The organism is Embleya australiensis (genome assembly GCF_051903075.1).
Lineage (GTDB): Bacteria > Actinomycetota > Actinomycetes > Streptomycetales > Streptomycetaceae > Embleya.
On record NZ_CP182422.1, the window covers coordinates 1,607,310 to 1,633,544 of the forward strand.

The 26,235-nt window shown below is 71.6% G+C and carries 21 protein-coding genes; 11 read left to right on the forward strand and 10 right to left on the reverse strand.

Annotated elements, in window-relative coordinates; all coding sequences use genetic code 11:
* Positions 1-157 precede the first annotated feature (157 nt).
* The gene (locus ACMXN5_RS06670) at positions 158-1,321 is read left to right on the forward strand and encodes a phytanoyl-CoA dioxygenase family protein (RefSeq protein WP_439674461.1); all 1,164 of its coding nucleotides are present in this window, start codon (positions 158-160) and stop codon (positions 1,319-1,321) included.
* Positions 1,322-1,350: 29 nt separating this feature from the next.
* Here the strand turns inward: ACMXN5_RS06670 and ACMXN5_RS06675 are convergent, their stop codons facing one another.
* From ACMXN5_RS06675 to ACMXN5_RS06685, 3 genes are all read right to left on the reverse strand, one after another.
* Positions 1,351-1,752: a hypothetical protein gene (locus tag ACMXN5_RS06675; RefSeq protein WP_439674462.1), complete on the reverse strand. Its 402-nt coding sequence runs from the start codon at positions 1,750-1,752 to the stop codon at positions 1,351-1,353.
* Positions 1,749-2,327, reverse strand: coding sequence for an RNA polymerase sigma factor (locus ACMXN5_RS06680; protein ID WP_439674463.1), 579 nt, complete (start codon positions 2,325-2,327; stop codon positions 1,749-1,751). The genes ACMXN5_RS06675 and ACMXN5_RS06680 overlap by 4 nt, the downstream gene beginning before the upstream one ends.
* A 276-nt stretch (positions 2,328-2,603) precedes the next feature.
* Entirely contained in the window at positions 2,604-3,722 is a 1,119-nt protein-coding gene (locus tag ACMXN5_RS06685) for a hypothetical protein (RefSeq protein ID WP_439678123.1), read from the reverse strand.
* A gap of 268 nt (positions 3,723-3,990) precedes the next feature.
* Here ACMXN5_RS06685 and ACMXN5_RS06690 point away from each other — a divergent pair, with 268 nt between their 5' ends.
* The 4 genes from ACMXN5_RS06690 (at position 3,991) to pssA (ending at position 10,406) form a co-directional block, all read left to right on the forward strand.
* Positions 3,991-4,902 (forward strand): NAD(P)-dependent oxidoreductase, encoded by a 912-nt coding sequence (locus tag ACMXN5_RS06690; RefSeq protein WP_439674464.1) that lies wholly within the window; start codon positions 3,991-3,993, stop codon positions 4,900-4,902.
* Positions 4,903-6,813: 1,911 nt separating this feature from the next.
* The gene (locus tag ACMXN5_RS06695; protein WP_439674465.1) at positions 6,814-8,514 is read left to right on the forward strand and encodes an N-acyl-D-amino-acid deacylase family protein; all 1,701 of its coding nucleotides are present in this window, start codon (positions 6,814-6,816) and stop codon (positions 8,512-8,514) included.
* Between the two features lie 394 nt (positions 8,515-8,908).
* On the forward strand, positions 8,909-9,571 hold the full coding sequence (locus ACMXN5_RS06700) for a phosphatidylserine decarboxylase (RefSeq protein ID WP_078977923.1): 663 nt from the start codon (positions 8,909-8,911) through the stop codon (positions 9,569-9,571).
* Positions 9,558-10,406 carry a CDP-diacylglycerol--serine O-phosphatidyltransferase gene (gene pssA / locus ACMXN5_RS06705; RefSeq protein WP_439674466.1) on the forward strand — a complete coding sequence of 283 codons (849 nt, stop codon included), beginning with the start codon at positions 9,558-9,560 and terminating at the stop codon, positions 10,404-10,406. The genes ACMXN5_RS06700 and pssA overlap by 14 nt, the downstream gene beginning before the upstream one ends.
* A gap of 119 nt (positions 10,407-10,525) precedes the next feature.
* Here pssA and recD2 read toward each other — a convergent pair whose 3' ends face one another.
* Positions 10,526-12,781, reverse strand: a complete 2,256-nt coding sequence (recD2, locus tag ACMXN5_RS06710) for an SF1B family DNA helicase RecD2 (RefSeq protein ID WP_439674467.1) — start codon at positions 12,779-12,781, stop codon at positions 10,526-10,528.
* A gap of 170 nt (positions 12,782-12,951) precedes the next feature.
* Here recD2 and ACMXN5_RS06715 point away from each other — a divergent pair, with 170 nt between their 5' ends.
* The 3 genes from ACMXN5_RS06715 (at position 12,952) to ACMXN5_RS06725 (ending at position 16,246) form a co-directional block, all read left to right on the forward strand.
* Positions 12,952-13,380 (forward strand): type II toxin-antitoxin system Rv0910 family toxin, encoded by a 429-nt coding sequence (locus ACMXN5_RS06715; protein WP_395785852.1) that lies wholly within the window; start codon positions 12,952-12,954, stop codon positions 13,378-13,380.
* Positions 13,381-13,544: 164 nt separating this feature from the next.
* Complete coding sequence (locus tag ACMXN5_RS06720) at positions 13,545-14,882, forward strand: M16 family metallopeptidase (protein ID WP_439674468.1); 1,338 nt, start codon at positions 13,545-13,547, stop codon at positions 14,880-14,882.
* Positions 14,879-16,246: a M16 family metallopeptidase gene (locus tag ACMXN5_RS06725; RefSeq protein ID WP_439674469.1), complete on the forward strand. Its 1,368-nt coding sequence runs from the start codon at positions 14,879-14,881 to the stop codon at positions 16,244-16,246. Before ACMXN5_RS06720 ends, ACMXN5_RS06725 begins: the two co-directional genes overlap by 4 nt.
* A 132-nt stretch (positions 16,247-16,378) precedes the next feature.
* Here the strand turns inward: ACMXN5_RS06725 and ACMXN5_RS06730 are convergent, their stop codons facing one another.
* Both ACMXN5_RS06730 and ACMXN5_RS06735 read right to left on the reverse strand, forming a co-directional pair.
* Positions 16,379-17,041 (reverse strand): hypothetical protein, encoded by a 663-nt coding sequence (locus ACMXN5_RS06730; protein WP_380008109.1) that lies wholly within the window; start codon positions 17,039-17,041, stop codon positions 16,379-16,381.
* 77 nt (positions 17,042-17,118) lie between these two features.
* On the reverse strand, positions 17,119-17,544 hold the full coding sequence (locus ACMXN5_RS06735) for an ankyrin repeat domain-containing protein (protein ID WP_395785845.1): 426 nt from the start codon (positions 17,542-17,544) through the stop codon (positions 17,119-17,121).
* Positions 17,545-17,712: 168 nt separating this feature from the next.
* Between ACMXN5_RS06735 and ACMXN5_RS06740 the strand changes: the two genes are divergently transcribed.
* On the forward strand, positions 17,713-18,558 hold the full coding sequence (locus ACMXN5_RS06740; protein WP_439674470.1) for an arylamine N-acetyltransferase family protein: 846 nt from the start codon (positions 17,713-17,715) through the stop codon (positions 18,556-18,558).
* A 3-nt stretch (positions 18,559-18,561) separates the two neighbouring features.
* Positions 18,562-19,233 carry an O-methyltransferase gene (locus tag ACMXN5_RS06745; RefSeq protein WP_439674471.1) on the forward strand — a complete coding sequence of 224 codons (672 nt, stop codon included), beginning with the start codon at positions 18,562-18,564 and terminating at the stop codon, positions 19,231-19,233.
* A gap of 104 nt (positions 19,234-19,337) precedes the next feature.
* On the opposite strand, the gene ACMXN5_RS06750 is transcribed toward ACMXN5_RS06745, so the two are convergent.
* Together ACMXN5_RS06750 and ACMXN5_RS06755 are read right to left on the reverse strand one after the other, a co-directional pair.
* On the reverse strand, positions 19,338-22,157 hold the full coding sequence (locus tag ACMXN5_RS06750) for a hypothetical protein (protein WP_439674472.1): 2,820 nt from the start codon (positions 22,155-22,157) through the stop codon (positions 19,338-19,340).
* Positions 22,154-23,602 carry an SWIM zinc finger family protein gene (locus ACMXN5_RS06755; protein ID WP_439674473.1) on the reverse strand — a complete coding sequence of 483 codons (1,449 nt, stop codon included), beginning with the start codon at positions 23,600-23,602 and terminating at the stop codon, positions 22,154-22,156. Before ACMXN5_RS06755 ends, ACMXN5_RS06750 begins: the two co-directional genes overlap by 4 nt.
* A gap of 488 nt (positions 23,603-24,090) precedes the next feature.
* Here ACMXN5_RS06755 and ACMXN5_RS06760 point away from each other — a divergent pair, with 488 nt between their 5' ends.
* Entirely contained in the window at positions 24,091-24,957 is an 867-nt protein-coding gene (locus ACMXN5_RS06760; RefSeq protein WP_126643644.1) for a helix-turn-helix domain-containing protein, read from the forward strand.
* Between the two features lie 76 nt (positions 24,958-25,033).
* Here the strand turns inward: ACMXN5_RS06760 and ACMXN5_RS06765 are convergent, their stop codons facing one another.
* Both ACMXN5_RS06765 and ACMXN5_RS06770 read right to left on the reverse strand, forming a co-directional pair.
* The gene (locus ACMXN5_RS06765; RefSeq protein WP_020554482.1) at positions 25,034-25,270 is read right to left on the reverse strand and encodes a DUF397 domain-containing protein; all 237 of its coding nucleotides are present in this window, start codon (positions 25,268-25,270) and stop codon (positions 25,034-25,036) included.
* 437 nt (positions 25,271-25,707) lie between these two features.
* Complete coding sequence (locus tag ACMXN5_RS06770; RefSeq protein ID WP_235618757.1) at positions 25,708-26,163, reverse strand: ATP-binding protein; 456 nt, start codon at positions 26,161-26,163, stop codon at positions 25,708-25,710.
* Between the last annotated feature and the right edge of the window lie 72 nt (positions 26,164-26,235).

The window sequence follows — 26,235 nt, forward strand, 5'->3', positions numbered from 1 at the left end:
ACCGTTGGTGACGACCCGGCCGGTGTGCCGGGTGCACAACGGGGAGGACGGGGCAATGGGGATTGCGGGCGCGGGATCGGCGGTGGCGCACGACGCCGACCGAGGCACGTTCAGTGTGTTGGGCTGGCCGGTCGTGTGCTTCGATTCGTTTCATCGGGTGGAACTGCCACGCCGGCTCGAGGGCGGACTCGGCGAACGGGTCGCCTGGGACGTGGCCGGCCGCGCCCCGATCGCCCTGTGCATGCCCGACGGTTCGGCGTACAGCTATGTCGAGGACCGCGGCCAGGTGCGCATCGTGCCGGGGGTCAGCGCGGACGCCGAACTGGTCGTCGAGCTGGCGTCCGGCGCGTGGCAGGACTACCTGTACGAACTGCGCACCAGCCGCGGCCTGGTCGAGTCGCACGCGGTGCGTTTCGTGCGCGGCACGTTCGCCGACTGGGATACCTGGGAGCCGGCGATCCGCTGCATGTACTCCGGGACGCCGATCTACCACCCCGAGGCCCTCGATCTGCGCGACCTGGCGGATCGGCCGATCGACCTGCACCGCGACTTCACCACCCGGGACGAACCCGACGAGATGGCGCATTTCCTGCGTACCACCGGCTACCTGGTGGTGCGTCAGGTCTTCGACGCGGACCGGGTCGAGGAGTTGGCCGGCGAGGTGGACCGGATTCGCGGGTTGTGCCGTGAGGGCGACCGGGGTTCGTTGTGGGCCGCGGACCCGGCCGGCCGGCGCTCGCCCTACCGGTTGACCTACCTGGGCATGCGCTCGCCGCGGATCGCCGCGCTGGCCGACGACCCGACCGTGCGCATGTTGTGCGGCCTCGCGGGCCAGGACGTGGTCGCGGTGACCGACCGGGACTCCGGACAGATCGCCGTGCTCAAGGAGTTCGGCACCGCGCCCGAGCCGCTGTCCATCCCGGACCTGCCCTGGCACAAGGACTGCGCGCTCGGCGGTTGTCCGATCACGTGTCCGCGCGTACACGTGGGCATCCGGCTCGACGCGGTGACGCAGGACAGTTCACAGCTGTACGCGCTGGCCGGGTCGTGGGGCACGGTCGCGCACGAGCGCTACACGGCGGAGCAGTGGGCCGGGCTGCCCGTGGTGGGGATGACCACCGACCCGGGCGACGTGACCGTACACATGGGATGCGGGATGCACGCGGGCCCGGCCGCGACCGGCGCCGCCCGCCGGCGCACGCTTTACGTCCAGTTCGACAACCCGCGCATCTTCGACGTGACGAGCCCGTACGAGAGCTACGAGCACGTGATCCCGGGTTACGACAACAGGGGGCACGAGTCGGCCATGTCGTGGATGTGAGGCCGGGCGGCGCGGGCGCGGCGTGGCGCCTATTTCGCGGGACGGGTGAGTTCGCACCTCCCGTTCGCGCAGGAGCGGCGCAGGCGGCCGGCCGAGATGGTCTCCATCAGGCCGATCGCCCAGCACATCGGGCAACCGCGCAGCGCGACCAGGCCGACCGGCGCGAGCAGCAGGCTCACCCAGCCGGCGACCGGCAGCAGGGCCAGGGACGCGACGAGCGCGCCGAACCCGACGGCGCCCCGGGCCAGGTGGCGCGGGACGGTGGCACTGGCGAAGCCGGCCGGCTTGGGCGCGACGTGGACGGCGTGCGCGGCGAGGGCGGCCCGCGCGTCGTGGGCAGCCGGCCCTACCGGATCGGCGGGCGGGGAGACGGGCTCGGCGGTGCGTGTCTTCGTGAGCGTGGTCGTCATCGTGGTCGAGTCGAGCGTCATCGTCGGTTCTCCTCACTACGGGACGGTTCGTCGCGCAGGGCCTCGCGTACCGCCGAACGGGAACGATGCAGGCGGGACTTCATCGCGGCGGTGCTGATCCCGAGCCGGTCGGCGACCATCCGGCCGGGCAGCCCCTGGATGTCCCGCATGACCAGCACCTGCCGCAGGTCGTCGGGCAGGGCGGAGACGGCGGCCGCGACGCGTTCGGCCTCCAGGCGCAGCAGGGCGTCCTCCTCGGCGGAGCGCGCGGTACCGCCGGGGGTGTCGAACGGGTCGGACTCGGCGGCCGAGGCGTGGTGGACCAGGGCACGGGTGCGACGCAGGCACTCGTTGCGGACGATCCGGAACATCCACGACGCCAACGCCCCCGAGGCGCGCAGCATGCCGATCTTGCGGTAGAGGATGATCAGCGCCTCCTGCGCGGCGTCCTCCGCGTCCTGGGGGGTGGCGCACAACGTGTGCGCGAACCGACGCACGTGCGGGTGGGAGCCGTGCACGAGCGCGGTGAGCGCGTCGACGTCACCGCGCTGCGCCGCCGCGACCAGGACCGCGCCGGGCCAGGTGTGGTCAGCCACGCTGACGCTTCCGGCGGCGCAGCGTGACGGTGCACACGCACAGCAGCAGCGCGACTGCCGCGACGATGATGACGACTACGGTCATGGGGTCCTCCCGATGGGATGCGGGGCGGACGAGGTGCTCGTCCGCACACGCATGAGAGGCGCGGCGGACGCGAAAGGATTCACCCGGGTTCACGAGCAGGATTCGCGCGGGTTCGCGCGAGTTCGCGAGAGTTCGCGCGACGGTGACGACGGATCACGAACCCGATGATCCCGCGCCGGGCGGGGGTGGCCTCAGCGCGGATTGCGCTTGGTGATCCGGCCCTCGGTGTCCGCCTCCAGCGACGCCTTGCCTTCGGCTCCGGTCACGGTGACCCGGATGACAACAGCCCCGGGCGCGGAGCCGGCCACCGGCTCGAAGGTGATCCGCCACGAATTCGGCTCGGCGATCCCCAGTTTGGTCTGCGCGGTGCGTACCAGTCCGGGCAACCGCTCCAACGGCAGCGCATTCACGTCGATCACCGCGCCGGGGTCGGCCGGCGCGCCGAGCACGCCCTGCATCGAGATGCCGTGGTCGTCGATGGTGATCGTGGCGGCGTTGCCCGTGCGCATCCCGCTCACCAGCGAGCCGACCAGCCGGCGAAGCTCCCCCTCGGCCAGCATCGAGTCGGACGACGCGGTGCCGGAGACCGTCGTACCCGTCGAGACGCCACTCGTGACCTTCGTCTCGGAGTACGTCGAGGACGAGGACGACGAGGACGTGGTCTTCGTACTCGAGTCGCCGAGCTCGTCGGCCAGTTCCGCCCGGAAGAGCAGCACCACGATCCCCGCGCCGACCAACATGCCGAGCAGGACGAGCAGGCAGAACGCGCCGTCGCCGCGCGGGGCCTCGACCATGGCGGACACCGGCGCGGAGTCCACCGTCTCCACGCTCGCGCGCCGGGCCCACTCCTCGGTCGGCTCGGTCACGAGCTTGACGTCCCACAGGTCGTCGGGGCGGTACTCCACCACCACGACCCCACGCGGCCGATAGTCGGGGATGTCGACCATGTTGAGGTCCTGACGCATCTTCACCCGGTACGCCGTGCGCTCGTCCGGCGCCACGGTCAGCTCGAACTCGACCGGGATGTCGGCCGTATCGCTTCCGAGGGCCCGCCGGCTCTCGATCACGGCGAGCGCAAGCCGAGCCGGCGCACGCACGTCTCGGGCCCCCTGTACGCGCCCACGGACGGCCCACGCGGCCATGTTGAGCAGGAAGAGCCCGACCCCGACCACGCAGAGCCGCCAGCTCTCCAGGATGCACGCAACCACGAAGCAGCCCAGCGCAGCGCCGATCACGCCGCCGGAGAGAAATCCGAGCGCACCGGACTTCAGCCGCTCACCGACGGATTCGCGGGTCTCGATCATCGCCATGGCGGCGATTGTGCCGGTCCCGGATGGACGCCGAAAGACGTCCGGGCGAAAACCGACCACCTGTTCGCAGGACGTGGGGAGTTCCCCCGATTCCGAGCCGGGCAGCGGCCCGGACGGTCGCTGCCATGGCCGCTCGCCTCAATACTTACCAATTCGTCAGTACCTCACTTATTAGTAGGTACTTGCTGACTGGAGTGCGTCGATCAAGGATGAACCCCGGCGCCGAACACCGGCGTCTCACCCACCTCCACCCCCTCTGGAGAACGTTGTGAACGCGCAGCAGTCCCACGCCCCCGTAACCGTCCTCGGCCTCGGCGCGATGGGTCGGGCCATCGCCGGCGCGATCCACCGGGGCGGCCACCCCACCACCGTCTGGAACCGCTCCGCCGGCCGCGCCGACGATCTGGTCGCCCAGGGCGTCACGCTCGCCCCGAGCGCCGCCGAAGCGGTCCGCGCCTCGCCGGTGGTCGTGGTGTGCCTCCTCGACGACGCGTCGGTCCGCGACACGCTGGCCACCCTGGTCGACCCGCTCGTCGGCCGCCTGGTGATCAACGTGACCACGGTGACCCCGAAGCAGGCCCGGGAAACCGCGACCTGGGCCGCCGAGCACGGGATCGAATACCTCGACGGCGCGATCATGGCCATCCCGGAGATGATCGGCCTGCCCGTCGCCTCGCTCCTGTACAGCGGCTCGCACGCCGCCTTCGACACCCACCGCGACCTCCTCGAACTGCTCGGCAGCGCAAGCTGGTTCGGCGAGGACGCGGGCCTGGCCTCGCTCTACGACCTGGCTCTGCTCGGCTCGATGTACTCGATGTTCGCCGGCTTCGCCTACGGCGCCGCCCTGGTCGGCAGCGAAGGCGTCCCGGCAACCGAGTTCGCCGAGCTGGCGGCCCCCTGGCTCACCGCGATGACCGGCGGCCTGGCCGGCCACGCGGAGTACTTCGACAGCGCCGACTACACCGCCGAAACCCAGAGCCTGGCCTTCAACAAGGCCGCCGTCGACACCATCGCCGAGGCTGGCCGAGACCAGGGCGTGCGGACGGAGGTGATCGCCGTCGTGCAACACCTGATCGACCGCCAAATCGCGGCGGGCCACGGCAAGGAAAGCTTCGCCCGAATCATCGAAAGCGTGCGGCGGCCGGTGGCCGGCGGTGGTGGCGGTGGGGAAGGGCGCTGACGACGGCGGGGGCGGGGTGGGCTGAGTCGGGCTCCCCGGGGGCCTTCCCGAATGGGCCGGGCGTTCCCGGCGCACGTCGCGCCTTTGGCTGCGGGTGGCCGACGCGGGGCCGATCAGAGTCGATGATGGGCCGCCGCCGGCGTGCGTGGCTCCGAGACTCCGGCTCCTGGCGAGACGGCCGCATTTGCTCGGCGAAAACCGGCCGGCAGCGGGGAGCAGGGAGACAGTCGAGTCCGGTCCGCCGGGTGGCGTTCTCGAGTGGGCCGGGCGTTTCCGGCGAGCGTTGCACCTTTGGTCGCGTGGGCCGGTCCGGGGCTGGTCAGAGTCGGTCGTGGGCCGCCGCCGGCGTGCGGGGCTCCAAGCCCCGGGGCGCCCGGCGAGACGGGTGCGTTGCTCGGCGAAAACCGGCTGGCGGCGGGGGCAGGTGGGTGGTCGGGTCGGAGAGGTCCGGGGACCTTCCCGGGTGGGTTGGGCAGGGCATTTCGAGGTGCGGTGGGCGTGTGGGGGGCGGGAGTTCACAAAACCGGACAGCGTGAGGTGCCGTGGACTCGGCGCGCGAGAAAACCTCAGGTCAGCGAGGAGGGAAGCCGCTTCGAGTGCCTCGGGATCCGGTTTCGGCCCCCACTGGGCACTTTCGGTCGGCTCGACAGCCTCTGCGAGGTCGCAGCGCCCGAAGCCAACCCGACTGGGCAGTTGCGGTCTCCACTGCGGCGATGGGGAGGCCGGAGCGCACGAAACCGGCACACGACGCCCGACTTTCCGCTCTGATCTCACAAAACCGCAGGTCACCGAAGCTCAAAGCCCACAACCACCCACCGCGATCCGGTTTCGAACCCCAACTCTCCTCCAAACACCCCGAAACGCCCCGGCCCACCCGGGAAGGCCCCCGGAGAACCCGACCCGAGCGCCCTCCCGCTCCCTCGCTGCCGGCCGGTTTGTCGCCGAGCAACGCACCCGTCTCGCCGGGCACCCCGGGTCTCGAAGCCCCGCACGCCGGCGGCGGCCCGCCACCGACTCAGACCAGCCCCGCACCAGCCACCCGCAACCAACGACGCAACGCGCGCGGAAGGCCCCCGGCCCACTCGGGAAGGCCCTCCGGAGCACTCGACCCGAGCGCTCTCCCGCTCCCCCGCCGCCAGCCGGTTTTCGCCGGGCAACCCACTCGTCTCGTCGGGCGCCCTGGGCCTCGGAGCCCCGCACGCCGGCGGCGGCCCGCCACCGACTCAGACCGGCCCCGCACCGGCCCACGCAGCCAAAGGCGCAACGACCGCCGAAAGCACCCGGCCCACTCGGGAAGGCCCCTCGGAGCACTCGACCCGACTACTTACCTGCTCCCCGCCGCCAGCCGGTTTTTGCCGAGCAACGCACCCGTCTCGTCGGGGGCCGGCAGTTTTGGAGCCCCGCACGCCGGCGGCGGCCCACCACCGACTCTGACCAGCCCCGGACCGGCCCACGCGACCAAAGGCGCAGCGCCCGCCGAAAGCACCCGGCCCACTCGGGAACGCCATCCGGAGGACCCGACCCGAGCGCCCTCCCGCTCCCTCGCTGCCGGCCGGTTTTGCCGAACAATGCGGCCGTCTCGCCAGGAGCCGGCGTCTCGGAGCCCCGCACGCCGGCGGCGGCCAACCACCGGCTCTGACCAGCCCCGCACCGGCCGGCCGGCCGGCCCGCAACCAAAGACCCAACGCCCCCCGAAAGCACCAGACCCACTCGGGAAGGCCCCCAAGCACCCGACCCAACCCCCTCCCCCCGCGCCAACCACCCGTCACCCTTGAATAGTTCACCAAGTTAAGTTACAACACGTAACGTAAATCCAAGGGAGCCCCGGCAGTCCGACCCGACCCACCCCCCGGCAATCCGGCACAAGTAATCCCACCCCGGTATCCGGCACAAGTAATAGGGAGAAGCCCCATGGCCGATCTGCTCGTACGCGGAGGCACCGTCGTCGACGGAACCGGAGCGCCCCCCACCCCCGCCGACGTGCGGATCAGGGGTGGCGTCATCGTCGAGGTCGGCCCCGGGCTGCTCCCGGACGGTGGCACCGAGCGTGTCGTCGAGGCGGGCGGGGCCTACGTCGCGCCCGGGTTCATCGAGGCGCATACGCACGTCGACGGGGCCATGTGGTGGAACCCGGATCTCGATCCGCTGCCCGCCTACGGCACCACCACCGTCGTGTTCGGCAACTGTGGGATGTCGGTGGCGCCGTTGCGGGAGAGTGCGCGTGGGCCCGTGCTCGATCTGTTCTGCTTCCTGGAGGACCTTCCGCTCTCCGCCTTCCAGGACAAGGTGCCGTGGACGTGGGAGCGCTGGCCGGAGTACCGCCGCGCGGTCGAGGGGCAGGCCGTCGCGGTCAACGTGGCCGGGTTCGTCGGGCACCTGACCCTGCGCACCACCGTGATGGGTGCGGAGGCGTCCTGGGGGCGGGCGGCGACCGGCGAGGAGATCGCCGAGATGGCCGCGTTGCTTGACGAGTCGTTGACTCATGGAGCTATCGGCTTGTCGACCAATGTCTTCGACAAGGACCGCTACCTCAAGCCCGTCCCCACCCGGCTCGCCGAGGACGCCGAGTTCGAGGCGCTGGCCGACGTGCTCGCCCGGCACCCCGGGGCCACCCTCCAACTGATCACCCGGTTCAACGAACCGGACAACATCGACGCCGACGTGGAGCGCTTCGCCCGCATCTGCAAGCCGCGTGGGATCCGGGCCCAGTGGACCGCCATCCCGTCCACCGTTCGGGAGGACTACCTGCGCGAACAGACCATCGCGCTGCACCGCAGGCTGCGCGCCGACGGCGTCGACTTCTGGCCGAACGTGCCGCACAAACCGCTGGAGCCGTTCTTCAACTTCGAGCGTGCGCTCACCTTCCAGCGGGTCGCCGCGTGGAACCACTGGATCAACGGTCCGGCCGAGACCAAGCTCGCCACCCTCGCCGATCCGCGGTGGCGGGCCCAGGCCCGCGAGGACTGGGACAACCGGGTCTCGTCGTCGACATCTCGACTGGATCGCCCCGAGTCGCTGATCCTGGCCATCTCGGAGACCGGGCACGGCCCGCTCGGCATCTCGCTCAAGGAGTACGCCGACCGGGAGGGGCTGCACATCTCCGACGCGCTGGCCACCTGGATCGGCCACAACGGGATCCTGTCCTGCCTGCGCGGCATCCCGGACGCGTTCGACGAGCCGGTCGTGGCCGGCCTGTTCGCCGAGCCGCACACGCTGACCAACATCAACGACTCCGGCGCGCACCTGCAACTGTTCTGCGGCTCGGGCGAGAACGTCTACCTGCTCACCCGCTACGTGCGCGACACCGGCCTGCTGAGCGTCGAGCAGGCGGTGCACAACCTCACCGGCAAGCTCGCCGGCTTCTTCGGGCTGGGCGACCGGGGCGTGATCGCCCCGGGCCTGGCCGGCGACCTCGTGGTGTTCGCGCTCGACGAGATCGAGGTGCGGCCGGAGGAGAAGCGCTACGACAACCCGGACAGCTCGTGGCGCTTCACGCGCGGACCGGCCGGCGTACGGGCCACCATCGTGCGCGGCGTGCCCACCGTGCTCGACGCCGAGCCCACGGGGGAGCGGCCGGGCACGATGGTCGGGCTCGTTTCGTCGCCCGACTGACGGAACGTCACATAACTCCCCTTACCCTTGGAACACGGCGGTGGGTCACCGACCCTCCGCCGCGTCACGGTTTCGTGACGATCCGGCCTGGCCTTCACCATGGGGCAGGCACCACAGGGACGCTACGGCCAACGTGATCGATGCCACGGACCGCGTACGGGGAGCGGGACCCGCGGCCTCTTCACAGCGGGCATGCGCGGAGGGCAACCTTGTGGATACGGGCAACCGGTTCCACGACCGAAAATGACTCGATCGGCGTCCGAATTACGCCGATTTGGGCAATGACGGTACGTCGTGAGCAATCACCGCCGGAAGCGCGATGGCCCTCCGTCTAGGTAGCATCCGCCGAGTGCCGCCCGTTACCGACGGGCACGCCCCCCGACAAAGGTTCTCGATGAGTGACGATTCCCCCTCGCCGGCTTCGGCGGGGTTCGTGCCGACGCAACGGCCGCGCCTGGCCAAGGGAGCTTCTCCCTGGCTGGTGCCGACGGCCGTGACCGGCGCGTTGACCGGTTTGGCCGCACTGCGCAACCGGCGCTGGGCCCTCGCGGCCGTGCCGACGCTGGCTCTCACCGGTGGCATGCTGTGGTTCTTCCGTGACCCGGAGCGCGTCATCGGCGACGGCGTAATCGCCTCGGCCGACGGCGTGGTCCAGAGCATCGACCCCTGGCCCGACGGCCGCACCCGGGTCGCGACGTTCATGAGCCCGTTGAACGTGCACGTGAACCGTGCGCCGCTCGACGGCGTCGTGAAGTCCGTGGAGCACAAGGCCGGCGGATTCGTTCCGGCGTTCAACAAGGAAAGCGAGCACAACGAGCGCGTTGTGTGGATCTTCGACACCGCGATCGGCGACGTGGAGCTGGTGCAGATCGCCGGGACCGTCGCGCGGCGCATCGTGCCGTATCTGGAGCCGGGTACGGAGGTCGCCCGCGGCGACCGCATCGGCCTGATCCGGTTCGGCTCGCGCGTGGACGTGTACCTGCCGCCGGGCGTCGAGCCCGCGGTGACCGTGGGACAACGGACGACGGCGGGAGAGACACGTCTTGACCGGGACTGATTACGACGATACGGCCGACCTGGATGTCGCCGAGCTGAACATCCTGGGCACCCCGGTCGAGGACGATCCGCAGGCGTGCCTGTCCTCGCGGATCTCGGTCGCCGACGTGCTCACGCTGGGCAACGCGGCGTGCGGGTTCATGGCGATCTACTTCCTCGCCTGCTCGGTGATGGCGCAGCGCGGCGGCGACGTCGGCGTCTCGGCCGAGCGCGGCATGGCGGCGGCCGTGGTGCTGATGCTGGTCGGCGCGTTGTGCGACCTGTGTGACGGCATGGTCGCCCGCAAGCTGCGGATGTCCTCGCTCGGCGCGCAGCTGGACAACCTCGCGGACGTGATCACCTTCGGTGTCGCGCCGGCGTTCTTCGTGGTCACCTGGGCCGCCGTGCCGGTGAACGCGGGTCAGGCGCCGGCCGCGGTACTGGTCGCGCTGTCCGTGCTGATCGCCGGTGTCCTTCGGCTGGCCAGATTCGCGACCACGCCGGGGCGTCCAGGGGTGTTCCAGGGCATGCCCATCCCGATGGGCGCGATGACGGTCGTCTCGATCGTGCTGCTCGACCTGCCGTTCACGCCGGCCGCGGTGCTGATCGTGGCCGTGTCCGGGCTGATGGTCAGTCGGATCGAGTACCCCAAGCCGCAGGGCAACATGGCGATCCTGGTCATGGCGGGGATCGCGCTGAGCATGAGCTGCCTGATCGCCTGGGCGGCCGACGCGCCCGGCAGCGACTGGATGCTCAACATGGGCGCGACCACCCAGGTCGCCCTGGCCCTGCTCGTGCCCGCGATGGCGATGGCCCGCAAGGGCGTGGAGCGCATCGGCCTGCGGATGATCCGCTAGCGGCCGGCATCCGCACCACCGCTTCGGACGCCGTCACCCCTCGGGGTGGCGGCGTCCGGCGTTTCCGGGCCCGGGGCCGGGCCTCACGGGGTCGGGTGAGTCAAGGTCCCGGCCCGCCCCTACCGCAACCGGTGTGCCAACCCCGTGAACCGTTTGCCCGCCGACACCGTCCGCACCGCCTGCCCGAGCGCGCGTCGCGAGCCGACCAGGACCACCAGGCGCTTGGCGCGGGTGATCGCGGTGTAGAGCAGATTGCGCTGGAGCATCATCCAGGCACCCGTGGTCACCGGCACCACCACCGCCGGATACTCGCTGCCCTGCGAGCGGTGGATGGTCACCGCGTACGCGTGCGACAGCTCGTCGAGCTCGGCGAAGTCGTAGTCGACCTCCTCGTCCTCCTCGGTGCGCACCACGAGCTTCTGCTCCTCGGGGGACAGCGCGACGACCACCCCGCCGGTGCCGTTGAAGACGCCGTTGGCGCCCTTGTCGTAGTTGTTGCGGATCTGGGTGACCTTGTCGCCGACCCGGAAGACGCGCCCGCCGAACCGCTTCTCCGGCAGGCCCTCGCGCGAGGGCGTGAGCGCCTGCTGGAGCAGCAGGTTGAGCGCGCCGGCTCCGGCGGGGCCGCGGTGCATCGGGGCGAGCACCTGGATGTCGCGGCGGGGGTCCAGACCGAACTTGCGCGGGATGCGCCGGGCGACCACGTCCACGGTCAGCGTGGCCGCGTCCTCCGTCTCCTCGGCCGGGAACAGGAAGAAGTCGCTCAGCCCGTCGGTGACCGGCGGGCGGCCGGCGTTGATCCGGTGTGCGTTGGTCACCACGCCCGACTGCTGGGCCTGGCGGAAGATCTGGGTCAACCGCACCCGGGGCACCCGTTCGGCCGCGAGCAGGTCGCGCAGCACCTCGCCGGCGCCGACGCTGGGCAGCTGGTCCACGTCGCCGACGAACAACACGTGCGCGCCCGCCGGTATCGCCTTGATCAGCTTGTTGGCGAGCAGCAGGTCCAGCATCGACGCCTCGTCGACCACCACGAGGTCGGCGTCGAGCGGCTTGTCCTGGTCGTAGGCCGCGTTGCCGCCGGGTTGGAGCTGCAACAGCCGGTGCACGGTGGCCGCTTCGCATCCGGTCAGCTCGGCGAGCCGTTTGGCGGCCCGGCCGGTGGGCGCGGCCAGGATCACCTTCGCGTCGCGCGCGCGGGCCAGTTCGACCACGGATCGTACGGTGAAGCTCTTGCCGCAGCCCGGACCGCCGGTGAGCACCGCGACCTTGCTGGTCAGCGCGAGCCGTACGGCCTGCTCCTGCTCGGGCGCCAGCGCCGTGCCGGTCCGGCCGCGCAGCCAGGTCAGCGCCCGGGTCCAGTCCAGGTCGGCGAAGGCGGCCAGCCGGTCCTCGCGCGCGCCCAACAACGCGCGCACCCGCCCGGCGAGGGAGAGTTCGGCGCGGTGGAACGGCACCAGGTAGACCGCCTGGACCGGATCGCCCTGGGTCCCGGACACCGTCACCGGGCCGGGCAGTTCCTCGCAGACCACGCCCTCCTCCCCGATCAGGTCGTTCAGGCAGCGCACCACGAGGTCGGAGGGCACGTCGAGGATCTTCACCGCCTCGGCGACCAGGACGTCGGCGGGCAGGTAGCAGTGGCCGCTGTCGGAGCCCTCGGACAGCGTGTACTGCAGGCCGGCCTTGATCCGCTGCGGCGCGTCGTGCGGTATCCCGACCGCCTTGGCGATCGCGTCGGCGGTCTTGAAGCCGATCCCCCACACGTCGGCGGCGAGCCGGTAGGGCTCGGTGCGCACCACGGTGATCGACGCGTCGCCGTACTCCTTGAAGATCCGCACCGCCGGCGAGGTGGAGATGCCGATGCCCTGGAGGAAGACCATCACCTCCTTGATCGCCTTCTGTTCCTCCCACGCGGCGGCGATCAGCTTGGTGCGCTTGGGTCCCAGGCCCGGGACCTGGATGAGCTGCGTGGCGTCCTCGTCGATCACGTCGAGCGAGCGGACCCCGAAGTGTTCGACGATGCGGTCGGCGGTCTTGGGGCCGATGCCCTTGATCAGCCCGGAGCCGAGATAGCGGCGGATGCCCTGGACGGTGGCCGGCAGCACGGTGCTGAACGATTCGACCTGGAACTGTTTGCCGAACTGCGGATGGCTGCCCCACCGGCCGCGCATCCGGATCGACTCGCCGGGCTGGGCGCCGAGCAGCGCGCCGACGACGGTGAGCAGTTCGGTGCCACTGCGGCCGGTGTCCACCCGGGCGACGGTCCAGCCGTTCTCGTCGTTCTGGTACGTGATCCGTTCCAGCACGGCCTCGAGGACGGCCCCTCCCCCGGCCCCGGATTCCGGGCCGGGCGGTATCCCCGGCAGCGTGCTCGTCATGCCGCCCGAGCGTAGTCAACGGGGGCGACACAGTAACTAGAACATGTTCTCTTTTTGCTCCCCGACACCATTGACTGTGTCACATATCGGCGGTACGTTCCGTGCACTCCATGCTCCGAGCCGCAAGCTCTCCGCAGATCGAAACAGATCGAAACCGTGAGGACACACGCATGCCCGTCATCAACGAGCAGGTCGAGGTCGCTGCCAGTCCCGAGGCCGTGTGGGCGAAGCTGACCGACTACAGCGTCTTCGGCGAATGGATGGTCCCGCACGTCGAGTTCCCGAACGGCGCCCCGGACAAGCTCGAAGCCGGCGTGGCGTACGACGAGAAGATGAAGCTGATGGGCTTCCCGGCGGACATCAAGTGGACGATCAAGGATGTCGAGGCGGGCAAGTCCCTGGCGCTCGACGGCAAGGGCCCGATGGGCGTGATCATGACCGAGACCTTCATCGTCGAGGCGTCCGGTGACGGTTCGATCCTGCGGATCGAGTCCGAGGTCAAGGGCGGCGCGGTACAGATGATGGCCGGCAAGGTCACCAAGGCCACTCAGGAGGCGCTGATCGAGTCGCTGGCCAAGTTCGCCGCGCTCGTCAAGTAACACCCCCGCGCAGCACGCACGACGACCACGCACCACGACCACCCGCCCCGGGCTTGTGCCCGGGGCGGGTGGTCGTGGTGCGTCCGGAGTCGCGCCCGCTCGGCGCGTCCGCCTGAAACAATGGCGGTTCGTCGTCGATCGCCGCACCCCCGGAGGAACCTGACGTGCCGTCAACTTCCGCCCACTTCCCGTGGGCCCTGCACCGGACCAGGCTCGCCAACGGTCTGCGTGTGGTGGTCTGCCCCGACAGCACGGTGCCGCTCGCCGCGGTCAACCTCTGGTACGACGTGGGTTCGCGGCACGAGGTCGAGGGCAAGCACGGCTTCGCCCACCTCTTCGAGCACCTGATGTTCGAGGGTTCGGCGCACGTCGACAAGGGCGGCCACTTCGCCGCCGTCGAGGGCTGCGGCGGCGACGGAATCAACGCGTCGACCAATCCGGACCGGACCAACTACTACCAGACGGTGCCCTCGGGCCGGCTCGACCTCGCGCTGTGGCTGGAGGCCGACCGGATGGGTTCGCTCGCGCTGACCCAGGAGACCCTGGACAACCAGCGCGAGGTGGTCAAGAACGAGCGCCGGCAGCGCTATGACAACGTGCCGTACGGAACCTGGAGCGAGGAGATGACGGCCCTCGCCTACCCCCCGGGCCACCCCTACGCGACGTCCACGATCGGTTCGATGGAGGAGCTGGACAGCGCCGAACTGGCCGACTTCACCGCCTTTCACGAGACGTACTACGCGCCGGACAACGCGGTCCTGACCGTGGTCGGCGACGTCGACCCGGACCGGGTGGTCGCGCTCGCCGAGCGCTACTTCGGCGGGATCGCCCCGCGCGGTTCCTTCCCGCAGCCCTCCCCCGACCCGCTGCCCGCCCGCTTCGGCGCCGGGCGGCATGTGACGGTGTATCGGGACGTGCCCACGCCGCGCCTGTTCCTGTGCCACCGAGCGCCGCGCTTCGGCACCCCGGACGCGCCCGCCTCGACCGTGCTCGCCGCGGTCGTCGGGCGCGGCCGGGGCAGCCGGCTGTACCGCGAGCTGGTCACCGCCCGCAATCTGGCCCAGTCCACCGGCGCGTTCCTGTCCGCGTGGGGCTACCTCAACCACGAGTCGGTCCTGATGGGCTCGTGCGCGCCGAGCGAGGGCACCGAACCCGGCGAGCTCCTCGACGCCTACGTCGCGGTGTGCGACCGGGTGGCGGACGAGGGGGTGACCGAGGCCGAACTCGACCGGGTGCGGGCGATGCTCGCCGGCGACTGGCTGCGCGAGTTGTCCACCGCCGGCGGCCGGGCCGACGCGATCGGCCGCTTCACCACCCGCTTCGGCGACGCCGAGTCGATCCGCGACCACCTCGACCACCTGCTCGCGGTCACCACCGACGACGTGCACCGCGTCGCCCGCGAGATCCTGCACGCGGACAACCGCATCGTGCTGGAGTTCCTGCCCGAGGCCGCCGAGGCGGGCGCCGGGATCGACACGGACGAGCCGGAGGCCGCCGCATGAGCGCACACGTCGGGACCCGACACACCCTGGTCGCCGAGCGGCCCACCGGCACCGAGCCGCGCCCGTACCGCTTCCCCGAGGTCCGCCGGGTCACCGTGGCCGGCGGCGAGGTGGTCGGCGCGCACCTGCCCGGACACCGCCTGGCCTGGGCCAAGTCGGTCATGGAGAGCGGCGCGCTGCACGAGCCGGTCGGCCTGGACGGCCTGGCCCGGATCACCTGCTCCCTGCTCGACGAGGGCAGCCTGGACCGCGACGCCGACGCGTTCGGCGTGGCCGTCGAGGCCCTGGGCGCGCAGTGGCGCATCGCCTGCGGGTGGGAGACCCAGGAGGTGGGCATCGACCTGCCCGCCGACCGGCTCACCGAGGGCCTGGACCTGGTCGCCGAGGCGATCCGCCGCCCGGCCTTCACCGACGCCGACGTCGAGCGTTTCCTCGCCGACCACGTGCGCTCCCTGAAGACCGCCTGGGCGCAGCCCGGCACCCGGGCCCAACTTGCCTTCCGGCAGGCCCTGTTCGGACCGGGACACCGGCTCGGCGGGGTGCTCGGCGGCACCCCGGACACCGCCGCCGCGCTGACCGCGGACGCGATCCGGGCCTTCCACGCGGACCGGATGACCGCGCCCGGCACCCTGGCCGTGGTCGGCGACCTGGACACGATCGACCTCGCGGCGCTGGGCACGATCGTCTTCGCGGGCGCGACCGGCACCGGACACCCCGCCGAACTCGCCGAGTTCACCGGCGCGCCCTCGACCCGGCAGGCGATCGTGGTGGACCGGCCCGGCGCGGTGCAGTCCGTGTTGCGGATCGGGCACACCGCGGCGCCGCGCTCGACGCCGGATCTGATCGCCGTCGAGTTGTGCGCGGAGGTGCTGGGCGGCAGCTTTGGCTCCCGGCTCAACCACCTGCTGCGCGAGGTCAAGGGCTACACCTACGGCGCGCACGCGAGCTTCGGCCACGGGCGCCGCTCGGGTTCGTTCACGATGTCCGCCGCGGTGCACACCGAGGTCACCGCCGCGGCGGTGGTGGACACGATCGCGGAGATCCGCCGGATGCACTCCGACGGGGTCACCGCGGACGAACTCGCCGCGACGCGGGCCCATGCGCTCGGTAGCATGCCGATCAATCTGCAGACGCCGGGCGGCATCGGAGGCAGGTTGATCGAGGCGATCGTGCACGGGCTGCCGGACGATCATGTGACGCGTGAGTACGCCGAGATCGGGTCCACGGATCTGGCCGCGGTCTCTCGGGCGGCTGCGACGCATCTGCGGCCCGATGAGCTTGCCGTCGTGGTCGAGGGCGACGCCTCTGTGGTGGTTCCGGACTTGGAAAGGGCCGGCTTCGAGGTGGTGCGGTCCGAGGTGTGACGCTGCGGGTGCGTCTTGGTCGGGTGGTGTACCCGCCCGCTTCACCCGTTGCTTTGAGGTTCCACGCCGGGGTATGGAAGCTTCGGCGTGGCCGATCGGGGCCCCTGGGCCAATCGGCGGGCGAGAGAGTGGTCAGGTGGGGGCGTCTGCCAGGTAGACCTGGCGGTAGCCGCTCCATACCGCCGGGCCCAGGTCCTGTGGTACGTGTGGGGGGAGTGGCCACATCGGGCCGCTCACCTCGCACAGCAGTACGTGCAGGCCGTTGCCCGCGTCGAACCAGCGCAGGCCCACCGCGCCCGGTGAGCGCAGGAGTTCGGCCACCGCCTCCTCGTGCAACCAGCGGCCCATCGCCGTGCCGGAGCCGTGCGCGGTCAGGTGCAGCACCTTGTCGCCGGCCGGGAACAGCCGGCTCACCGACACGTTGGGCCAGCGCCGCACCTCGCGGCAGTCCAGCCGGGACGAGGTGATCGCGCCGATCAGTTCGGGCGGCAGCGGGGTGTGCACGTCGTCGCCCGCGGCGGCGAGCACACCCACGTGCTTGAGGTCGTACACGGTCAGGTACCGCGCGGCCGGCGGCCCGGCCTCGGCCTCACCGTTGGTGAACGCGCCGCACAGCACGAAGCGGCGGGCGCGCCGAAATCCGGGCACCTTGAGCAGGTCGTCGTGGTGTCGATCGCACCAGGGGGAGAATGTTCCGTCCAGGGCCTCGGGCAGATCCGATCGCAGGTGCAGCAGCCCCGCGCCTGTGGGGAATCCGTCCAGGTCGAGTCGCGGTATCGCGGCTTGGTCGGACATCGTGTGCGCCTCCCCCGACTCCCTCACGCCCGGCTGTCCCTGGCGCAGGCGGGAACTGACGGAGGGTCATGGTTTTGTTACCCACCGGTCGCCGAAAGCATGTCCTCCTTGCCGAACATCCGCGCGGTCTCGCGCGCGCTCGGCGTGCCCGCGTCGGGGTCGGCGCCGGCCGCCAACAACGCCGCCGCCACCTCCGGCTCGTTCTTGAACACCGCGCCCGCGAGCGGCGTCTGGCCGCGGTCGTTGGCCCGGTCCGGATCCGCGCCGCGCTCCAGCAACGCGCGTACCGCGTCGGCGTGTCCGTGGTACGCGGCGAGCATCACCAGCGTGTCGCCCCGGTCGTTGGCCAGGTTCGCCGGCAGCCCGCCGTCCAGGTAGGTGCCCAGCGTCTCGGCGTCGCCGACCCGCGCCGCCTCGAACATGCGCCCGGCCAACTCCTCGATGGCGCGTTCGTCCGCGGCGGACGGCGACTCCGGACGCGACTCGGGCTGTTGCTCGCTCATGACGACCTCCGTGCACGTGACGGCCCGCACGGCGCGGGCCGGGCCGCCGTGCGACCCGATCCGAACCTATCGGGTGGCACACCGTGCGAGCCGTCCCACCCGCGCGGACACGCATGTGAGAATCGGTCCACGCCCGGCCCCGGGCCCCGGATCCGAAGGAGACGGCTCTTGCGCCGGCAACGCCATCAGCACCATCCGGACCTCGACGCCTACTTCGCCCGGATCGGCTGGTCCGGTGAGCGGGCGCCCACGTGGGCGACGCTGCGTTCGCTGCACCTGGCGCACGTCGTCGGCATCCCGTTCGAGAACGTCGAGGTCGTCATGGGCGGGGTGCCCTCGCTGGAGCCGGCCGACCTGGAGGACAAGCTGGTCCGGCAGGGCCGCGGCGGCTACTGCTTCGAGCACAACCTGCTGTTCGCGGGCGTGTTGGAGGCGCTGGGCTTCGGGGTGACCCGGCTGGCCGCGCGGGTGCGGATGGGCTCCGACGCGATCCGGCCGCTGACCCACATACTGCTCGCGGTCGAGGTGCCCGGCGAGGCGCACCCCTACATCGCCGACGTCGGCTTCGGCAGCGGCGGCCTGTTGGAGCCGTTGCCGCTGCTGCCGGGGGTGTCCAGCCCGCAGGGCGCGTGGCGCTACCGGCTGGTGCGCGAGGACGATCTGTGGCTGCTGCAGACCGTGTACGGCGACGACGGGTGGTTCACGGTCTACGAGTTCACGCTCCAGCGCCGGGAGTTGGTCGACTACGAGGTGGCGAACTGGTACGTCGCCACCCATCCCGGCTCCCCGTTCCGGAACACCCTGCGGGTGCAGCGCAGCGGCCCGCACGAGCGCGCCTACGTGGTGGACCGGCTGCTGACCGTGGTGCGCAGCGACGGCTCCACCGAGGAGCGCCGGCTCGCGGACGATCACGAGGTGCTGCGGCTGCTGGTCCGCGACTTCGGTCTGCTGCTGCCCTGGGACACGGCCTTCCCCGAACCGCCCGAGCGCCCGGAACGACCCGAGGAGAATTGACCGATGTCCTTCGACAAGCAGGTGCGCGTCACCCCGGAGCTGTACGACTACGTCCTGGACCACTCCCTTGCGCCCGACCCGGCGCAGCGCGCGGTGATCGAACGCACCAGGGGCATGGGCGGGTTGGCCCAGCTCCAGGTGCCCGCCGAGCAGGGCGCCCTGTTGACGCTGCTCTCCGGTGTGGTCCGGCCGCGGGTCGCGGTCGAGGTCGGCACCTTCACCGGATACTCGGCGCTGTGCATCGCCAAGGGGCTGGCCGCGGACGGCCGGCTGCTGTGTTGCGACGTGTCCGAGGAGTGGACCGAGATCGCCCGCGAGACGTGGCGGGAGGCGGGCGTGGCCGATCGCATCGACCTGCGGATCGCGCCGGCCCTGGAGACGCTGGACGCGCTGCCCTCGCATCCGCACATCGATCTGGCGTTCATCGACGCGAACAAGGACGGCTACATCTCCTATTGGGAGGCGCTGGTCCCGAGGATGCGGCCGAACGGTCTGCTGATCGCGGACAACGTGCTCTACGACGGGCAGGTGCTCGAGCCGAACGGCGACCCGACGCCGGCGGCGGTGCACGCGTTCAACGAGCACGTGAAGGCCGACCGTCGGGTGGAGCCGGTGATGTTGCCGGTCGCGGACGGGATCACGCTGGCCCGGGTGAAGGCGCTCGACGAGGACTGACCCGCCGCGGGCGCACACCGGGCACCGGACCGGCGAGCCGACGCCGCGGTGCCGGACGGATCGACACCGACCCGTCCGGCACCGCGCACCCGGCCCGCTCCGGCTCAGCCGGGGTCGCCGTCGAGCACCTTGCGCAGCCGCCGTGCCTCCACCACTGCCCGGGACGAGCCCTTGCGCTCGGCGAGTTCGGCCAGGCCGGGGATGGGCACCCCCCGCGCGCCCGAGCCGGCCGCGGTCTCCGCGGCGAGCGCGAGTACGTCGCCGAGCCCGGTGGCCCTGGTCCCGGCCAGCAGGTCCGGCAGGAAGCCGCTCAGCGTGCCCCAGACGGTGCCCGTCGCACCCGCTCGGGCCGCGTCGCGCAGCGAGGCCACCACGCGGGTGGTCTTGAGCCCGCGTGTGCGCACCGCCTCGCCCAGGTCGCGGCCCAGCGCCTCGGTGTCCCACGCGTCGTCCCGGGCGCTCAGCGTCACGAACGCGTCCACCGCGCCGGTGCGGTCCTCGGCGGCCTGCGCGCCCAGCGCGTAGGCCAGGGCCAACGACATGCCCGGGCCCAGCGGACCGAACGACTCGGCCAGCGCCGGCAGCACCTCCGCGCCCCGGCGCGGGGCGTCGATGCCGCGTTGGGTACAGATCGCCAGGTGCGCCGCGATCACGTCCCGGTCCCGGGGCAGCAGCAGCGGCCAGCAGTGCAGGTCCGGCCCGGAGTCCTCGGACCAGCCCGGCATGCGGGCGATGGCACCCGGATCGGCCAGTCCGTACAGCACCCGCGCGGTCTCCGGCACGGTGTCCGCGTCGCCGGGGGCGACCGGGGCCAGCGGTCCGTCGCTGTGCACCCAGCCGCCCTGCCGTACCGCGTATTGGCGGTGGATCCGGGCGAACCGACCGCGGCCGACGATCCCGGGGGTGGGCCCGCCGGCCGCCATCACCCGGGCCACCCGCCGGCCCGCGGGCGAGGTGAGCCGCCCGGCGCGGGCGATCGGCGCGGGGTCGAGGTGCAACGGCAGCCGCAGCAGCGCCTGGTCGACGTCGCGCCGCCAGGGGCTGTGCCCGGACGCCTCCCACGTCTCCAGGCCGGCCACCAGGGCCTCGGGGTCCACGAAGCCGGCCGCGTCGGCGATCTCGGCCAGGTAGGGGCCGGAGTGCGGCACCCGCAGCCGGGCGCCCATCTCGTACAGCCGGGCGAGCAGGAAACGTTGCGGCGGGGCGATCCGCTCGATGTCGCGTTTCTCGCCGGGGATCAGGTCGTGATCGGCCGCGTCGCCCTTGCCGAACAGGCTGCGGAACCAGCCCTGTCGGCCGCCGTGGCCGGTGGCGGCGGCCACCATGGCGCCGACCGCGCCCCGGACCTGATGGGCGAACCACTGCTGATGGACGATGTGCCCGTGCTGCTCGGTGAGTGGGAGCAGCGCGGTGTGCAGCGCCTCGCGGTCCCGGGCGTGTTCGCGCAGCAGAGCGGCCACGATCCGCTCCACCGCGAGCGGGTCGGTGGCCTGGCCGCGCGGATCGACCCACGGGTTGGGGGTGCTCCCGAAGAACACCGCGAGTTCCTCGACCAGTTCGGCCATGGACGAGATAGGCGGCGGCAGCTCGCGCGGTGGCGGCGGGCCGAGCGGGACCACGAACTCGGGCTCGGGTGCCCCGCTTTCCCCGATCAGCGCGGCCGCCTCGGGGCGGATCGCGTCGCCGAGCATCGGCAGCGCGTCGCGCACCTCGGTGAGCACGAGGTCGACCTGGTCGGGCGGCAGCGAGCGGACGTGCTTGACAATCAGCGCGACGGCGCGTTCCTGGAGGTCGCCGGCGGGTGAGCCGAACGCGGTGCAGGCGGTGGCGAGCAGGGTGCCCGCGTACGCCGGGTGCCGCTTGATCGCCGCCCCCAGCCAGGTGAGTTGGGCGCGTACCAGGGTCTTCTCGGCGCGGAAGAGCACACTGCGACTCGCCTCGGCGATGCGCTCGGGATCGAGCAGGTCCGCGCCGTCCACCCGGCGCAGCGCGGCCTGGGCGAGTGCGGCCACCGTCGAGGGCGCGTCGGGCAGCAGCCGGAGGTAGCCCTCGACGCGGGCGGCGAGTTCGTCGTCGGTGGGCGCCAGCGCCTCGTGCAGGCGGACGAACCCGCGCAGTGCGCCGGGGCGTTCGCCGCGCAGCAGCCGGGACAGGCAGCCGTCCAGGAGCACGTCGCGCCGGATCGTCTTCGCGTCGGCGAGCGCGGCCAGCGCGGTGTCCCAGCCGGGCCGCACGGCGTTCGGTCCGGTGGTGGGGGTGTCCAGGTTCTGCCCGACCCCGGCGACCTCGAACAGCGCGGGCAGCAGGTCGGGGAAGTAGCGGTCGGCGGCGAGGTGTTCCGCGAGCGGGCGGCCGGAGCCGCGCCATCGGCCGGCCACCTCGGTCATCCACCGCAGCACGAAGCCGGGCGTAGTCGGCGTGGGCAACCCGGCGCCGCGCACCAGGGCGTCCACCACGTGCCACTGGTTGCCCCACAGATCCAGCGGCAGCCGGGCGGCCATGCGGGTGGCGACGTCGGGTATCCAGGCCGGGTTGCGCTCGGCGAGGATCGTATATATCGCCTCCTCGCCGAACGCCCCGGGCCAACCCATGTCCTCGCGCAGCAGCCACTGGGCGATGCCGGCGGGGCCGCCCAGGAGCGCGACGCCGACGTGGCGCAGCGGGCGCAGGCCGATCCCGCCGGTGCGGCGGCTACGGACCGCCTCCTTGTAGGCGGGCGACAGCGCGCGGCGCTCGGCCTCGGTGCGGCCCGCGAACAGCGCCACGATCGGCGCGGGGTCGTCCTGGTGGCGCCCCGGGTCGTCCACGACCGCGAGCACCCGCTCCCACGTCAGGGGCTCGCGCACGCACTCGCCGCCCGCCGGGCCTGCGCCGGTGGGCGGAGCATCGCTCGCTGGGGTGCCGGTCGATGTGGTGCCGGTCATCGGTTCGCCTCCTGGGCTGCGGTCGCGGTCACGCCGCCGTTCGCGGTGCCGGTGGTGCCCGCGGCGCCGGGGATCGCGCCGCCGTCCGCGTCGGCCCCGGCCCGGCCGCGCACGATCTGCGTGGCGAGCAGATGTTTGCAGGGCCCGCGCCCGCCGCGATACTCGGCCCACCACTGACACGTGCAGCTGCCGTCCCCGGCCAACCGCAGGCCGTAGGTGCGGTCCCCGCTGCGCACCGAGGCTTCCTCGCCGCCGCCGGTGAGCGTGACGGCGCCGGCCGCGACCAGGGCGTGCGCGTCGCGCAGGCGCGGGTTCATCCGCTCCACGCTGCCGGTGTCGTAGGGCAGCTCGCGGTGGTAGTAGGCCGCTTCGGCGACGTCGTAGCCGATCCGGCCCGAGGTGCCCAGGCGCACCAGCGCGGCCCGCACCCGCTCGGTGTCCAGACCCGAGCGGGCGGCCAGTTCGCCGATCTCGACCCGGGGTTCCCAGGCGAGCAGGGCGGAGATCAGGTCGGCGTCGGCGCCGCTCGTCTCGCTCGCCAGGCCGGTGAGCACCGCGCCCTCGCCGGAGAAGCCGCGGGCCGGATCCGGGGACAGCGTCAACGTCAGCCGCATGCCGGGCAGTTCGACCTCCCAGGCGGACGACACGGCCGTGCTGCGCGCCTGCACGGCGGGTCCGTATATACGGAGTGCGAGCGCGTGCCGCAGCAGCCTGGTGAGCGCCTGGAGGCGATCGGGCCCGGGCACGCACACCGCGCCCGGCACGGGGCGGGCGGTCAGCCGCAGCGAGCGCCCGGCCGGGACGGCCCACAGCGCCTGCCGGGAGCCGCGCGGCAGCGCCCGCAGGAAGCGCACCGCCTCGCCCGCACCGACCTCGGCGCGCAGGTCGAACCCGCCGGAGATGACCTGGACTTCGGCGAAGCCGCGCAGCCAGCGCTCGGGCAGCGGCACCTTCTTCTCCACCACCGGGCCGTCGAACGTGGTGACGGTGACGTCGTCGGGGCCGACCGCCAGGTGCAGCGGATCGGCGCCGCCGACCCGGGCCAGCGCCTCGCGCAGCGGCGCGTTGACGTCCACGTTGGTGGTGCCGGTGCCGAACATCTCGCCGTCGATGCCGGCCGGCAGCACGTCGAGGCGCGCATGTACGCCGCAGCAGGCGGAGAACGACTCGAAGCGCAGCCGGTCCCCGTTGCCGGTGACCACCGGATCCAGCGAACCCGGCCGCAGCGGCTGGTAGTAGCGCGCCGCCGCGACGTCGGCGACCGCGAGCAGGCCGCCGGCCGCCGCCTCGGGTGCGGTCAGGAAGCCGGAGAAGAAGCGCGGGAAGGGGGTCAGGCCGCGCGAGCCGAGCCCGCCGCAGGTCTGCAGGCCGAGGGAGGGGGAGCCGTCGACGGCGCCGAGCGTGGACGGCCGCAGATAGGTGAAGGAATGTACCGGGGAGGACATGTGAAGACCGTAGACAGCCCGTCCGACAGCGGGAATCGGATGTTGTCGGCGTCCTCTCGGGTGGTCTCGGCGCGGGCGCCGGGGTGCTTTCGTGCCGCCTTCGGCGACGAGTTCGGCCGAAAGGATGCGGGCCGCCTCACCCGTGTGCACGAGTGCGCCCACGTCACTCGCTCGGCGCAGGATGCGACGCGTGTCACCAACCGCGCGCGCAGCGTGCGTATCGGGCCGTCGGTTCGTCGGAAACTTCCGGATTACCCGGCAGTAGAGGGGGATTCGCGGTGCCGCGGCATCGATTAGGTGGTATCACCTGTGCGAGCATGGGCGGCTGGGGCCCGGAGCCCGAACATGACAAGCCGAGTGTGCGGCACATGGTCGATCCGGGTGGGTGGTGGCACATCGTCAAGAGAGTGCTGTTGTAACCATGATCCGAGGACGCGTGGCAACGCGCCGGCATACTATGCGCTGGTCCATTCAGCCGGAGGTAGCAGATGCCCGCAACGCAGCCGGGGAGCGGCTCGACGGTTCGCCGTATTCTCCTCGGTTCCCAGCTTCGCCGTCTGCGCGAAGCGAAGGGCATTACGCGGGAGGAGGCCGGTTACGAGATCCGCGCCTCCGAATCGAAGATCAGCCGAATGGAACTGGGGCGCGTCAGCTTCAAGGAGCGAGACGTGGCTGATCTGCTGACCATGTACGGCGTGGGCGACGAGACCGAGCGGGCCGCCCTCCTGGGCCTCGCGGCGGAGGCCAACGCCCAGGGCTGGTGGCACAACTACAACGACATCCTGCCGAGTTGGTTCCAGGTCTACGTGGGCCTGGAGGAGGCCGCCTCGGTGATCCGCACCTACGAGGTGCAGTTCGTCCCCGGCCTGCTCCAGACGCCGGAGTACGCGCGGGCCGTGGTGATCGCCGGGCAACCCTCGGCGTCGGCGGCCGAGGTCGACCGGCGCGTCGGTCTGCGGATGCAGCGCCAGTCGATCCTCTACCGCGACAAGCCGCCCAGGCTCTGGGTGGTGCTGGACGAGGCGGCCCTGCGTCGCCCGATCGGCGGCCGGGACGTGATGCGCGATCAGGTCCGGCACCTGATCGAGATGGCCGCCCTGCCCAACGTGACGATCCAGATCATGCCGTTCAGGTTCGGCGCGCACGCGGCCGAGGGTGGTCCGTTCCTGCTGCTGCGCTTCCCGGAGAGCGACCTCCCCGACGTGGTCTACCTGGAGCAGCTCACCAGCGCGCTCTATCTGGACAAGCGGGACGAGGTGGACGCGTACACCGAGGTGATGGACCGGCTGAGCGTGGACGGTATGCCGCCGGACAAGAGCGTGGATCTGCTCCAGCGCATCCTGAAGGAGAACTGACCGGCACGGTCGCCCCGTCCCTCGGCCGCCTAGGCCGGGGATACCCCCACCCGGGTGGAGCGCCCCGGGCGGGTCGTCACGCCAGCAGGTTGTCGAAGTCCCCGTCCTTGACCCCGAGGATGAGCGCTTCGATCTCGGCGCGCGTATAGATCAGCGCCGGCCCGTCGGGGTGGCGCGAATTGCGGACCGCGACGTCGCCGTCCGGCAGCGCGGCCATTTCGACGCAATTTCCCTGCGAGTTGCTGCGGCGACTCTTCTGCCAGGTGACCCCGTCGAGCGCGGTCGCCGATACCCCGTTGTGCGTTGCCTGCATGACGCTTCTCCTGGACCTCTCGCCGAGCGACCCGACAGCGGTCGCCCGCCCCCGGTTGCGGCACGTGTCGTTCCTTCGTCCCGGTCCGTGGCAATTTCTTCCAAAACCGGTCCGACTTACGCATGCACGTGCATCTGACCATGCATTTGCAGCGTACAACGGCGATGATAGCGCAGCCGGAGTTCACCCACACGTGAGGGCTCATGCATTCCTCAAGGTTTCAAAGGAAGCGTAAAAGCTGCTTAAGCCGGCGGGGACGAAACGGGCGTAAGAATGCAGAAAACCCGTCGACGGGATCGACGGGTAAACGCTTGGCGCCGGGTGACTCGGATACCGCCCGCATTCGTTGCCGCCGGCGAATGTGAATTAAAACTCGCCGCTTCGCCGCAACACAATGTCGCCACGCAATGCGGTCCCCATATTGCGGAACGTATGGATCAGCCGCGTATCTCGAACATGGCCCAGACGACCTTTCCGGTGCGTCGGCCCATACCGTTCAGCGGGAACCAGCCCCAGGAATCACTGAAGCAGCCCACCAGATACAGCCCGCGACCCGATTCCTCGTCCTCGCCGCCGGCCTGGGCCTCGGGCAGACTCTCGCCCGGATCCTGCACCGCGCACATGACACGTTCGCCCTTGCGCAGAAGCGCCAGTTGGATGTTGTGCGCGACATCCGTCGCGTCGTCGCGGCCCGCACCCAGACCGTGACACAGTGCGTTCGTGACGAGCTCGGACACGACCAGGGCGAGGTCGTCCTCGAGACAGGCGGCGCCCCAGCCGGCGAGCACCGACTGCGTGAAGTCACGAGCGGCCTTGACCGACTCCCGACGTGCGGCGAGGGCTTGTATCGCGATATCGGATGTTGGGCCCATATCCCCGGCCAGAGGCTCCATCCACTGAAACGTCGACGTCCGGAACCCTGCGGGACTCGCGACGGTCATCCGTGCCTCCGAGCGGGTACTGGT

What these genes read in the sequence shown, in the direction of transcription:
- ACMXN5_RS06675 (WP_439674462.1), bottom strand. Translation starts at nt 1,752, where the DNA reads ATGACGCTCGACTCGACCACGATGACGACCACGCTCACGAAGACACGC.
- ACMXN5_RS06685 (WP_439678123.1), bottom strand. Translation starts at nt 3,722, where the DNA reads ATGGCGATGATCGAGACCCGCGAATCCGTCGGTGAGCGGCTGAAGTCC.
- ACMXN5_RS06695 (WP_439674465.1), top strand. Translation starts at nt 6,814, where the DNA reads ATGGCCGATCTGCTCGTACGCGGAGGCACCGTCGTCGACGGAACCGGA.
- ACMXN5_RS06700 (WP_078977923.1), top strand. Translation starts at nt 8,909, where the DNA reads ATGAGTGACGATTCCCCCTCGCCGGCTTCGGCGGGGTTCGTGCCGACG.
- recD2 (WP_439674467.1), bottom strand. Translation starts at nt 12,781, where the DNA reads ATGACGAGCACGCTGCCGGGGATACCGCCCGGCCCGGAATCCGGGGCC.
- ACMXN5_RS06715 (WP_395785852.1), top strand. Translation starts at nt 12,952, where the DNA reads ATGCCCGTCATCAACGAGCAGGTCGAGGTCGCTGCCAGTCCCGAGGCC.
- ACMXN5_RS06725 (WP_439674469.1), top strand. Translation starts at nt 14,879, where the DNA reads ATGAGCGCACACGTCGGGACCCGACACACCCTGGTCGCCGAGCGGCCC.
- ACMXN5_RS06730 (WP_380008109.1), bottom strand. Translation starts at nt 17,041, where the DNA reads ATGTCCGACCAAGCCGCGATACCGCGACTCGACCTGGACGGATTCCCC.
- ACMXN5_RS06735 (WP_395785845.1), bottom strand. Translation starts at nt 17,544, where the DNA reads ATGAGCGAGCAACAGCCCGAGTCGCGTCCGGAGTCGCCGTCCGCCGCG.
- ACMXN5_RS06745 (WP_439674471.1), top strand. Translation starts at nt 18,562, where the DNA reads ATGTCCTTCGACAAGCAGGTGCGCGTCACCCCGGAGCTGTACGACTAC.
- ACMXN5_RS06750 (WP_439674472.1), bottom strand. Translation starts at nt 22,157, where the DNA reads ATGACCGGCACCACATCGACCGGCACCCCAGCGAGCGATGCTCCGCCC.
- ACMXN5_RS06755 (WP_439674473.1), bottom strand. Translation starts at nt 23,602, where the DNA reads ATGTCCTCCCCGGTACATTCCTTCACCTATCTGCGGCCGTCCACGCTC.
- ACMXN5_RS06760 (WP_126643644.1), top strand. Translation starts at nt 24,091, where the DNA reads ATGCCCGCAACGCAGCCGGGGAGCGGCTCGACGGTTCGCCGTATTCTC.
- ACMXN5_RS06765 (WP_020554482.1), bottom strand. Translation starts at nt 25,270, where the DNA reads ATGCAGGCAACGCACAACGGGGTATCGGCGACCGCGCTCGACGGGGTC.
- ACMXN5_RS06770 (WP_235618757.1), bottom strand. Translation starts at nt 26,163, where the DNA reads ATGGAGCCTCTGGCCGGGGATATGGGCCCAACATCCGATATCGCGATA.